Annotated in this window: 13 protein-coding genes and 1 pseudogene; 8 read left to right on the top strand and 6 right to left on the bottom strand. The window is 61.4% G+C overall.

Annotated features, from left to right (window positions below; all coding sequences use genetic code 11):
* The 6 genes and pseudogenes from E3W21_RS13230 to E3W21_RS13255 form a co-directional block, all read right to left on the bottom strand.
* Positions 1 to 1,744: pseudogene (locus E3W21_RS13230) on the bottom strand (nitric oxide reductase activation protein NorD); the annotation flags it as partial.
* 79 nt (positions 1,745 to 1,823) lie between these two features.
* Positions 1,824 to 3,251, bottom strand: coding sequence for a cbb3-type cytochrome c oxidase subunit I (locus E3W21_RS13235; protein ID WP_134420264.1), 1,428 nt, complete (start codon positions 3,249 to 3,251; stop codon positions 1,824 to 1,826).
* 3 nt (positions 3,252 to 3,254) lie between these two features.
* Positions 3,255 to 3,695, bottom strand: coding sequence for a cytochrome c (locus tag E3W21_RS13240; RefSeq protein WP_111450213.1), 441 nt, complete (start codon positions 3,693 to 3,695; stop codon positions 3,255 to 3,257).
* A 255-nt stretch (positions 3,696 to 3,950) separates the two neighbouring features.
* Positions 3,951 to 4,208, bottom strand: coding sequence for a cytochrome C oxidase subunit IV family protein (locus tag E3W21_RS13245; protein ID WP_134420266.1), 258 nt, complete (start codon positions 4,206 to 4,208; stop codon positions 3,951 to 3,953).
* 10 nt (positions 4,209 to 4,218) lie between these two features.
* Positions 4,219 to 4,806, bottom strand: a complete 588-nt coding sequence (locus E3W21_RS13250) for a cytochrome c oxidase subunit 3 family protein (protein WP_134420268.1) — start codon at positions 4,804 to 4,806, stop codon at positions 4,219 to 4,221.
* Positions 4,790 to 5,593: a CbbQ/NirQ/NorQ/GpvN family protein gene (locus E3W21_RS13255; protein ID WP_129444720.1), complete on the bottom strand. Its 804-nt coding sequence runs from the start codon at positions 5,591 to 5,593 to the stop codon at positions 4,790 to 4,792. Before E3W21_RS13255 ends, E3W21_RS13250 begins: the two co-directional genes overlap by 17 nt.
* 199 nt (positions 5,594 to 5,792) lie before the next feature.
* On the opposite strand from E3W21_RS13255, the gene E3W21_RS13260 reads away from it, so the two are divergent.
* From E3W21_RS13260 to E3W21_RS13295, 8 genes are read left to right on the top strand one after another with little or no spacing between them, the layout of a single operon-like run.
* Positions 5,793 to 7,484, top strand: a complete 1,692-nt coding sequence (locus E3W21_RS13260; RefSeq protein WP_134420270.1) for a nitrite reductase — start codon at positions 5,793 to 5,795, stop codon at positions 7,482 to 7,484.
* Positions 7,485 to 7,508: 24 nt separating this feature from the next.
* Entirely contained in the window at positions 7,509 to 7,823 is a 315-nt protein-coding gene (locus tag E3W21_RS13265) for a c-type cytochrome (RefSeq protein ID WP_056739447.1), read from the top strand.
* Positions 7,824 to 7,842: 19 nt separating this feature from the next.
* Positions 7,843 to 8,166, top strand: a complete 324-nt coding sequence (locus E3W21_RS13270) for a cytochrome c (RefSeq protein WP_134420272.1) — start codon at positions 7,843 to 7,845, stop codon at positions 8,164 to 8,166.
* Entirely contained in the window at positions 8,163 to 9,341 is a 1,179-nt protein-coding gene (locus tag E3W21_RS13275; RefSeq protein WP_134420274.1) for a cytochrome D1 domain-containing protein, read from the top strand. The genes E3W21_RS13270 and E3W21_RS13275 overlap by 4 nt, the downstream gene beginning before the upstream one ends.
* Position 9,342: 1 nt before the next feature.
* The gene (locus E3W21_RS13280) at positions 9,343 to 9,801 is read left to right on the top strand and encodes an Lrp/AsnC family transcriptional regulator (protein ID WP_134420276.1); all 459 of its coding nucleotides are present in this window, start codon (positions 9,343 to 9,345) and stop codon (positions 9,799 to 9,801) included.
* Positions 9,798 to 10,313 (top strand): Lrp/AsnC family transcriptional regulator, encoded by a 516-nt coding sequence (locus tag E3W21_RS13285; RefSeq protein WP_134420278.1) that lies wholly within the window; start codon positions 9,798 to 9,800, stop codon positions 10,311 to 10,313. The genes E3W21_RS13280 and E3W21_RS13285 overlap by 4 nt, the downstream gene beginning before the upstream one ends.
* A complete protein-coding gene (locus tag E3W21_RS13290; protein ID WP_129444726.1) occupies positions 10,306 to 10,749 on the top strand; it encodes an Lrp/AsnC family transcriptional regulator in 444 nt (147 codons plus the stop codon). The genes E3W21_RS13285 and E3W21_RS13290 overlap by 8 nt, the downstream gene beginning before the upstream one ends.
* Positions 10,724 to 11,224: an Lrp/AsnC family transcriptional regulator gene (locus E3W21_RS13295; RefSeq protein ID WP_134420280.1), complete on the top strand. Its 501-nt coding sequence runs from the start codon at positions 10,724 to 10,726 to the stop codon at positions 11,222 to 11,224. The genes E3W21_RS13290 and E3W21_RS13295 overlap by 26 nt, the downstream gene beginning before the upstream one ends.
* Positions 11,225 to 11,323 lie beyond the last annotated feature (99 nt).

Consider the following 11,323-nt stretch of genomic DNA (forward strand, 5'->3'; position numbering starts at 1 on the left):
GCAGGTAATCGCCAGCCTCGCGATCAATCGTGATACAGAACGGCGTCAACCCCTGACGCCGCGCCTCCAGCACCGCTTCGCGGGTGTCTTCAACGCCGTAGCGCCCCTCATACAGATCCAGATCATTCGGTTTGCCATCCGTTAGTAGCAGCAACAGTTTGCTGCGTCGTTTGCTCTTGCCCAACAGTTGGGTAGCGTGGCGGATGGCGGCGCCCATGCGGGTGTAATAACCCGGCTTGAGCCCTTGAATGCGACCGCGGGTGTTGTCGTCATAACGCTGGGTGAAGGATTTGAGTTCCTGCATGCGCACTTGATGACGACGCAGCGAGGAAAACCCGTACAGGGCGAAATCATCGCCGAGCACCGACAGGGTTTCGCCGAACAGCAGCAAACTGTCGCGGATCACATCAATCACCCGATGCTCATCGTTCAAGTGCGCGTCGGTGGACATCGACACATCAGCCAGCAACAGGCACGCCAGGTCGCGGCGCGTCTGCCGTTGTTCCATGAACAGACCGCGTTCCGCACACTGGCCATGCTCGCGTTCAACGTGAAAATCCAGCCAGGCCTGCATGTCCAGTTCAGACCCTTGAGGTTGCTGGCGTAACCATTGGCGGTCGTTGCGCAATTGCTCGAACTGGCGGCGCAGACGGTGCGCCGAGGATTTCAGACGTGGCGGCAGTGGCTGCGCCTCACAATCGCGGGGCACCATCATTTGCAGATTGACGAAGGCGTCCTGCATCTGTTGTTTGCGATAGTCCCACTCCGGCAACTTGATGCCTTCGCCCAGGGGAATATCGTCAACATCGGCGGGCGGCAAATCCAGGTGCAGCTTGAGGCCGCCGCCCTTGCGCAGACGGGTGCGCGACAGGCTCAACTCGTCGAGGTCTTCGGCGACTCTGGCCGCGTCCGGGTCTTCGCTGTCGTCTGACCAGCGATCCAGGTCCACGTGTTCGGTCCAGCTGAACAGGTTCTCCAGGCGCACGATTAACAACCCGCCGTCGCGGCTGCCTTCATCGATCCGCTTGGCGCGTTTACTTGCGCCTTTCTGTTCGCCGGGCGGGGTCGTCAGCGATTCTTCCGACTCGTCACCGAGGTCGGCAGCCTGCGGACTCGCGAGGTTTTGCGGCGGGTACAACCACAGCGGCAGCGGCCAGGCGGCCCTTTCGCTGCGGGGAAAATGTTCGACACTGCCCGGCTCGCGTAGCGCCTGGCATAACGCCCGTTCCAGCGCAGCTTCGCCGGGGTTCAATGTTGCCGGATCCGGGCGAAGTTGCAGATGAGCATCGACCAAACGTTTGTACCGGGCACGCAACGCGGGATAGCACCGCAACAGCTGTTGCGTCCAGCGTTGATTGTCCCGACCCCAGTGCCGCATTTGACCGGCCTGGGCTGCCAGCAGCGCGAGCCAACGATAGAGTTCCTCGTTCAGTGCAACTTCAGGAAAGACCGCAAGGCTCGACGGCAGACGAAGGTTCGTCTCGTCGCACCACGCCAAGGGCACTTGCTTGCAGGTGCCGGCGATCTGCTGCAGCACGTTGCGTCGCAACAGCAGATCGCGGTCGCTGGCGGCTTCGACACCGATGCCGCTGGCGCCGCCCATGGCGCGAAACAGCAGCGCCAGCGGTCGTTGCTGGCTGGCCAGTTCGACGCGTGCTTCGGGGAAGTCCGGGCTGGCGCGCCGGGTGATGAAACGATGCCAGACGCTGCCTACCCACTCTTCCAGTTCGATAGTAAAGGCCATGACATTTGCCCTTTTCTGTAAACCAAAAAAACGGCCCGCTGTATCAGCCGGGCCGACCTTTTCTAGCCGTTACACCGGCTCATGAAGGGACAACGGCAGCCGGAGCGCGCAAGGCTGCGCGGCCACGTTGCTTGAAGCTGAACAGGTAACAGAGCAGCCCTGCGAGGAAACCGAGACCGGCACCAAAACGGGCCCAGAACAGCACCTGCAGATGTTCGACCGTGGACATAAACGGCAAGGCAACCCCATCGACCTGCCAGCGTTGCAGGTAGACCTGTACGACACCGGCAGCGGTGAGGAACAGCGTGATCATCACCATCGACAGGGTCATCAACCAGAAGCCCCAGATTTCGAGGGTCTGCGAACGCTCGTCACCGGCTTCACCCAATCCGCGCAGCCGTGGCATGGCGTAGCTGATCAAGGTCATCACGATCATCGCGTAAGCACCGTAGAAGGCCAGGTGACCGTGAGCCGCGGTCAGCTGCGAACCGTGGGTGTAGAAGTTGACCGGAGCCAGGGTATGCAGAAAACCCCAGACGCCAGCGCCGAAGAAGGCGGTTACCACGGTTCCCTTGGCCCACAGCGTGGCCGCGCGGTTCGGGTGTTGCCGGCGACGTTTCTTCACCATGCTGAAAGCGAAGATCACCATGGCCAGGAACGGTAGCGGTTCGAGTGCCGAGAAGATTGAACCGACCCACAACCAGACCTCGGGCGCACCGATCCAGAAGAAGTGGTGTCCGGTACCGATGATCCCCGTTATCAGCGCCATAGCGATGATCACGTAGAGCCATTTCTCCACGACTTCCCGGTCTACACCGGTGATCTTGATCAGGACGAAGGCCAGCATCGAACCCATGATCAGTTCCCACACGCCTTCTACCCAAAGATGCACCACCCACCACCAGTAGAACTTGTCGCGGGCCAGGTTGCCGGGGTTGTAGAAGGAGAACAGGAAGAACACCGCAAGCCCGATCAGCCCGGTCATCATCACCATGCTGACGGTGGTCTTGCGACCTTTGAGCAGGGTCATGCCGATGTTGTAGAGGAAGCCCAGGCACACCACCACAATGCCCATCTTGGTGATGGTCGGCTGTTCCAGGAACTCTCGTCCCATGGTCGGCAGTAGTTCGTTATGGGTCAGCTTGGCCAGGCCGGCATACGGCACCAGCAGATAGCCCAGGATCGTCAGCACGCCAGCGGCGGCGAATACCCAAAACAGGATGATCGCCAATTTCGGACTGTGCAGTTCGCGGTCGGCCTCTTCCGGAATCAGGTAATAGGCGGCGCCCATAAACCCGAACAGCAGCCAGACGATCAGCAGGTTGGTGTGCACCATCCGCGCCACGTTGAAGGGAATGATCGGGAACAGAAAGTCCCCTATCACGTATTGCAGGCCCATGATCAAACCGAACAGCACCTGACCGAGAAACAGGATCAGGGCAAACACGAAGTACGGTTTGGCCACGGCTTGCGAGGCGAATTTCAGATGCGGATTAGCAATGCTCATCGCTTAGCCCTCCTTGTTTGGCGGCCAGCCATTGGTGTTGATTTTCGAGCTCCATTTGAGGAACTCGGCGATGTCATCCACCTCCTGGTCACTCAACTTGAACTGAGGCATCGCGCGCCGGCCCGGTACGCCCAGTGGCTGCATTTTCATCCAGGCATGCAGGAAGGGTTTGAAGCCCGCTTCTCCGCCGCGCCGCTGGAACACGTTGCCCAGCTCAGGCGCGAAGTAAGCGCCCTCGCCCAGCAGCGTGTGGCAGCCGATGCAATTGTTTTGCTCCCAGACCAACTTGCCGCGCACCACTGACTCGGTGAGCTGCGCTTCATTGCTGCGGGCCGGAAAGGTCTGTTCCGTGTGATAGGTCAAGGCCAGGAATATCAGGAAGAAGAAAATGCTTCCCCCGAAGTAGATATTCCTGGCCATGCCTTTGGTGAAGGTCTCTGACATGGTCGCTTCCTCTTTGCTTGGCCCGTCCATGATAGGAAGCGAAGGGTTGAAACCTGCTTGATGGCGATCAAGAAAGGCAGATGGTTTTGGTCGGGTATTGCCGACAACGCCGATCGAATGTGGGAGCGGGCTTGCTCGCGAAGGCGGTGTGTCAGTCGCAATTGATGTGCCTGACACACCGCCTTCGCGAGCAAGTCGGATCGCCGCACCGCCGCTCCCACATTGGAGTTGCGGTGTTTTACAGACGGTGTTCCTTCAGTGGAACGACACCAGTGTCAGGCCAACCACCGCCGCCAACACCAGCGCCCAGCTCAACATCAACCGGCGCCACAGTCGCGGCGCGTGGCGCATCTCCATGAACCCATCGGTGATCAGCCACGCCTTGCCGACCGCCACCAGCAAAATGACAATCGACAACAACCACGTCGCCCCGGCCTGCGCCAGCATCACGGTGCAGACGCTTAACGTGGCGAGCGCCGCCCAACAGACGAGCAAAACCCTGGAAACAGACATGAGAACCTCGTCAACTCAGCACGTAGACCAGCGGAAACAGCATGACCCAGATCAGATCGACCATGTGCCAATACAGCACGCCGGATTCAAAGCCACTGCGCTTGCTGGCGTCGTACAGGCCACGGCGACAGCGCTCGGCCAGCCATCCGAGAATGACCATGCCGAGCACTACGTGGAGAAAATGAAAACCGGTAAGGATCCAGTAGAGCGTGAAAAAGGTGTTGTGCTCCATGCCCAGCCCCGAGGCCAGCAAGTGCCGGTATTCCGTGAGTTTCAACACCACGTAGACACTGGCGGCGAGCAACGCCATCAGCAGGAAGACGGCGCCGTAACGGGATCGTGAGCGCCTGACTTGCTCCTGCGCCAGCGCGGCGAATAGGCCCGCGGTGAGCAGGCTCAGGGTCATCGCCAGCCCGGTTGAGGTGTTCAGCAACAGACGGCTTTCACTGAACATCTGCGGCTTGAGCGCCTGGGTCACGGCGAACGCCAGAATCAGGATGGCGAACACCGACAGCTCGGCCAGAATGAAAAACCACATCGCCAGATCGCCCGGCAAGTGGCGTTGCGAAACGCCCGTTGGCTCAGCCGAAGTGGACATCAACCACGTCCATCAGCGCGGCGACGGTCAGCGGATCATCGCTCAGCGGCTCGGCCAGACAGGCCATGCACGCCTCACGGGGGCTCATGCCGGAGCGGATCATACGCGCCGTGAAAATCAGCAGTCGCGTTGAGGCGACCTCCTCCAGATCATGTTGATCGAGCCGGCGCAGCGCCTGGCCCAGCCGCACCACTTGCGCCGCCAGCGCGTTGTCCACCTGAGCCTCGCGGGCAACGATGCGTTCCTCATCGGCCACTGGCGGATAGCCGAAGCGCATCGCCACGAAGCGTTGGCGGGTGCTGGGTTTCATGCCTTTAAGCAGGTTCTGGTAACCGGGGTTGTAAGACACCACAAGCATGAATGACGGCGGCGCCTTCAGCACTTCGCCGGTGCGTTCCAGGAACAGCTCCCGACGATCATCGGCCAGTGGATGCAGTACGACCACGGTGTCCTGACGCGCCTCGACCACTTCGTCGAGGTAACAGATGCCGCCTTCACGCACCGCGCGGGTCAGTGGCCCGTCCTGCCACCAGGTGCCCTGGGCACCGATCAGGTGACGGCCGATGAGGTCGGCCGCGCTCAGATCGTCATGGCAAGCCACGGTGTACAGCGGCAGTTTCAGCCGATGGGCCATGTGCTGGACGAAACGGGTTTTACCGCACCCCGTCGGGCCTTTGATCAGCACCGGCATGCCGTGTCGCCAGGCTTGTTCGAACAGCGCCTCCTCATTATTCAGCGGTTGGTAGAAGGGTTCGATCGGGTGTTCGCAAGACTGGGTACGGTCCATGGGCTGCCTGTTCCAAAAGCGGATTCAAGGAACACGCTACGGGCCCCTGCGACAACCTGGCAAGTGAGATGGCCGGCAAACTTGATCGTCGTCAAGCGAACATTGGCCTGCTCGGGCATAGCCTTGCACGGCACTAAGAACCTGCGTTCTGCGCTGCCGTTTCAGCACATCGCAAAGGTCTTGCCTGAGGAGAAATGGAATGCTGATCAGCAATAGAAAAACGTTTGCCCTGACCCTGACCACGCTGTGTTCGGCACTGGCCCTGGCGGTGAGTCATGCCGCCAGCGCTGAAGAGCCCGCCGCCGCTGCGGCCAACCCGCCCATGGTCAAAACCGCTGGCGCTCCCGACATGAGCCAGGCCGAGTTCGACTCGTCCAAGGAAATCTACTTCCAGCGCTGCGCCGGCTGCCACGGCGTTTTGCGCAAAGGGGCCACGGGCAAACCGCTGACACCGGACATTACCCAGAGCCGCGGGCAACCGTATCTGGAGGCCTTGATTACCTACGGCTCACCGGCGGGCATGCCGAACTGGGGGACGTCCAATGCGCTGACCAAGGATCAGATCACGGTCATGGCCAAGTTCATTCAGCACACGCCGCCGACGCCACCGGAATGGGGCATGGCCGAGACGCTGAAAACCTGGAAAGTGCTGGTCAAACCCGAGGACCGTCCGAAGAAGCAACTGAGCAAACTCAACTTGCCAAACCTGTTTTCGGTGACGCTGCGCGATGACGGCAAGATCGCCCTGATCGACGGTGACAGCAAGAAGATCGTCAAACTCATCGAGACCGGTTACGCGGTGCACATCTCGCGGATTTCTGCCTCGGGTCGCTACCTGCTGGTGATTGGCCGAGACGCCCGGATCGACATGATCGACCTGTGGCCGGTCGAGCCGACCAAGGTCGCCGAAGTCAAAGTGGGCATCGAGGCGCGCTCGGTCGAGACCTCCAAGTTCAAGGGCTACGAAGACAAATACACCATCGCCGGTTCTTATTGGCCGCCGCAATTCACCATCATGGATGGCGAAACCCTGGAGCCGAAGCAGATCGTCTCGACCCGTGGCATGACCGTCGACAAGCAGGAATACCACCCGGAACCCCGGGTCGCGGCGATCATCGCCTCCCACGAATGGCCGGAGTTCATCGTCAACGTCAAGGAAACCGGCAAGGTCATGCTGGTCAATTACCAGGACATCAAAAACCTCACCGTCACCTACATCGACGCCGCGCCCTTTCTGCATGACGGTGGTTGGGACAGCACGCACCGCTACTTCATGACCGCCGCCAACAACTCCAACAAGGTCGCCGTGATCGACTCCAAGGAGCGCAAGTTGACCGCGCTGGTGGACGTCGGCAAAACCCCTCATCCGGGTCGCGGCGCCAACTTCAACCACCCGACCTACGGCCCGGTCTGGGCCACCAGCCACCTGGGTGATGACGGCATCTCGCTGATCGGCACCGACCCGACCAAACACCCGCAATACGCCTGGAAACAGGTCGCCTCGCTCAAGGGCCAGGGCGGCGGCTCGCTGTTTATCAAAACCCACCCCAACTCTCGCCACCTGTACGTCGACACCACCCTCAACCCGGACGCGAAACTCAGCCAGTCAGTCGCGGTGTTCGACATCGACAAACTCGACGCCGGCTACACCGTGCTGCCCATCGCCGAATACGCGGGCATCAAGCAAGGCGCGATGCGCGTTGTGCAACCGGAATACAACAAGGCCGGCGATGAAGTCTGGTTCTCCGTGTGGAGCGGCCAGGCAGACGAGTCGGCGCTGGTGGTGATCGACGACAAAACCCTGAAGCTCAAGTCAGTCATCAAGGATAAACGACTGATCACACCCACCGGAAAGTTCAACGTCTACAACACACAACACGACATCTATTGAGCTCCATCAATGCAAGGAAACACCATGAAAAATACTCTGTTCTCACTGTTCGCCCTGACCGCTGCGCTGAGTGTGCAGCCGGCCATGGCCCAAGACGCGCTGGAGCTGTTCAAGAGCAAACCCTGCGCAGCCTGTCATTCCATCGACACCAAGATTGTCGGCCCGGCGCTCAAGGATGTGGCGGCCAAGAACGCTGGCGTACCCGGGGCCGTGGACACCCTGGCTGGCCACATCAAGAACGGTACACAAGGCAATTGGGGCCCGATGCCAATGCCGGCAAACCCGGTCACTGAAGAAGAAGCAAAAATTCTCGCGACCTGGGTACTGACACTCAAATAACCGCCTGGAGGGCGTCAAGATGGTTTATCGACACGCTGTGATTCTGGCGGCCCTCCTTCTCATTTGCGCAACCGCGGTTTCGGCGCCGGACGCCCAGCGTCAGGCACAACTCGAACACCTGCTGACCCAGGACTGCGGCGCCTGCCATGGGCTGCACCTCACCGGCGGGCTGGGCCCCGAACTGACGCGCGTAGCGCTGGCCGGCAAGTCACGGGACAGCCTGATTGCCACCGTCAGCCAAGGCCGGCCCGGCACCGCGATGCCCGGTTGGGCCCCGTTGCTCAGCCCCGGCGACATCCGTTGGCTGGTCGATCTTCTTCTCCAGGGATATCCCGCACCATGATCCGTTCAATCCTGCTGTCAGCGGCGACCGGGCTGTTGTTGTCCGCTTGCGTTCAGCCACCGTTGCGCGGCACCGGTGATCTGGGCGTGGTCGTGGAGCGCGCCACCGGTAGCGTGCAAATTATCGAAAGCGACACCCGCACCGCGCTGGCCCGACTCGAAGGTTTCGGCGACCTGTCCCATGCCTCCGTGGTGTTCTCGCGTGACCAGCGCTATGCCTATGTGTTCGGGCGCGACGGCGGGTTGAGCAAAATCGATATGCTGACCCGGCGTATCGACCATCGCGTCATCCAGGGCGGCAACAGCATTGGTGGCGCCATCAGTCAGGACGGCAAGTTGATCGCGGTGTCCAACTACGTGCCCGGCGGGGTCAAGGTGTTCGATGCCGACACCCTGCAGCAGGTGGCCGATATTCCGGCCACGCCGCTCGCCGATAGCAGCAAGCGCTCTCGGGTGGTCGGCCTGGTCGACGCACCGGGGCAACGTTTTGTGTTCAGCCTGTTCGATACCGGCGAGATCTGGACCGCCGATTTCAGTCAGGGCAACACACCGCAGATCAGCCGTTTCACCGGCATCGGTGAGCAACCCTACGACGCCCTGATTACCCCCGATGGGCGCTATTACATGGCCGGCCTGTTCGGTGAAGACGGCATGGCGCAACTCGACCTCTGGCATCCAGAGCGCGGCGTGCAACGGGTACTCGGCGACTACGGACGAGGCCAGGCGAAACTCCCGGTCTACAAGATGCCGCACCTGGAAGGCTGGGCCGTCGCCGACAACCAGGCCTTCGTGCCCGCCGTGGGTCGTCATCAGGTATTGGTGATGGATTCACGCACCTGGCAGCAGACCGCCGTGATTCCGGTCGCCGGCCAACCGGTGTTCGTCACGTCGCGCCCGGACGGTCGGCAGTTGTGGGTCAACTTCGCCTACCCGGACAATGATCGGGTTCAGGTCATCGACACCGAAACCCATGCCGTGGTCGCCGATCTGCACCCGGGGCCAGCGGTGCTGCACATGGAATTCACCGCACGCGGCGACCAGCTGTGGCTGTCGTTACGCGACGGCGATCAGGTTCAGGTCTGGGATCCATACAGCCTGAAGCTGCTGAGTACCCTGCCAGCCTCCGCGCCAAGCGGGATCTTCTTCAGCAGTCGCGCGCAGAAAATGGGGTATTGAAATGGACCTTGAACTGCTCAGCCGCCAACTCATCGACCGCTTCCAGCACGGCATGCCGCTGTGCCCGACACCGTACAAAGAGATGGCGCGGATTCTCGGGTGCCGCGAATCGCAAGTAATGGCCTGCCTGGAAGAAATGGACCGGGCCGGCACCCTCTCACGCATCGGCCCGGTGTTCGAACACAGCCGCGCCGGGGCCAGTACCCTCGCCGCCCTCGCCGTGCCCGCCGAGCGCCTGCAACAGGTGGCCGATCGTGTCAGTCAGTACCCCGCGGTCAATCACAACTACGCACGGGAGCATTTCTACAACCTGTGGTTTGTGCTGACCGGCCCTGATCGCCAACACATCGACCGTGTGCTCAAGGAACTGGAGGACGACACCGGCCTCATGCCGCTGGACCTGCCGATGTTGACCGCCTACCGCATCGACCTCGGTTTTGCCCTGGGAGAAAACTCATGAAGCCCGGATTGAGCCCCCAACAAGCGCTGGCGCTGCGCCGACACCTCGAAGGTGGGTTGCCGCTGGCAGCGCGCCCTTATCAGGAACTCGCCGAACGGATAAACACCGACGAAAGCCAGGTGCTCGAACAAATGCGCCAGTGGAGCGAGCAAGGGCTGTTTCGCCGTATCGGCCTGGTGCTGCACCATCGCGCGCTGGGTTTTACCGCCAACGCCATGCTGGTGCTGGATATTCCCGATGCGCTGATCGACGAAGTCGGCCAGCGCCTGGGGCGAGCGCCCGGCATTAACCTCTGCTATCAGCGGCCCCGGCGCTTGCCGCAGTGGCGGTACAACCTGTTTTGCATGGTGCACGGGCGGCAACGTGAACAGGTGGAGGCGCAGATACAGGCGTTGCTGGAGGAGCATCTGCTGAGCGACCTGCCCCATCAATTGCTGTTCAGCACCCAGGTCTTCAAGCAGTGCGGCGGCCGGTTTGCGCCCTCGCGCACAGGAGCACCGACCCATGGATGACCTCGACCGTCGCCTGATCAACCGCTTGCAACTGGGCCTGCCGCTGGTGCGCCACCCCTGGCGGGTATTGGCTGCCGAACTGCAGAGCAGCAGCACAGAACTGCTCGACCGACTGCATGCCCTGCTCGATGACGGCGTGCTCACACGCTTCGGCCCGATGTTCGACATTGAACGGCTGGGCGGCGCCTTCACCCTCGCCGCGTTGGCGGTCCCTGAAGAGCGTTTCGACGACGTCGCCGAGCAACTGCATGGTCTGCCTGAAGTGGCGCACAACTACCGACGCGAACACGCCTGGAACATGTGGTTCGTGCTCGCCTGCGCAACTGAACATGACCTGACCGAGACCCTGCACCGCATCGAAACCCTGACCGGCTTGCCGCTGCTCAACCTGCCCAAAGAGGAGACCTACCATGTCGGTCTGTATTTCCCGGCCTGAAGACACCCTCGTCCAGCGTCTGATCGTGTTGACCCAGGCCGGTCTGCCGCTGCTGGACGACCCGTGGGCGTGGCTCGCCGAACAGCTGGGGCTGAACATCGAAGCCACCCTGGATCTGCTCAAGCGCTTGCAGGCCGAGGGCGCGATTCGGCGTATCGCCGCCGTGCCCAATCACTACCGACTGGGCTACCGCCATAACGGCATGACGGTCTGGGATGTGCGCGACACCGAGATGCCGCGCCTTGGCGCGCTGATCGGCGCGCAACCCTTCGTCAGCCACTGCTATCGCCGTCCGCGCCGAACCGACTGGCGCTACAACCTGTTCGCCATGGTGCATGGCCGCAGCAGCGATGAAATCAACAGCTACCGCGAGCACCTGCGCTACTTACTGGGCGACGCCTGTGGGGCCGACGAGATGCTGGTGAGCAGCCGCATCCTGAAAAAAACCGGCTTGCGCCTGATGCCGGTCAGTTAGCAACGCATACCTTGTAGCAGCTGGCGAAGCCTGCGTTCGGTTCGGGCCGCGATCGGACGCAGCAGTCGTGAAATCAGGCAGTGCGGTATGTCAGACACA

The sequence above is a fragment of the Pseudomonas sp. F01002 genome (assembly GCF_004402115.1).
Lineage (GTDB): Bacteria > Pseudomonadota > Gammaproteobacteria > Pseudomonadales > Pseudomonadaceae > Aquipseudomonas > Aquipseudomonas frigoris.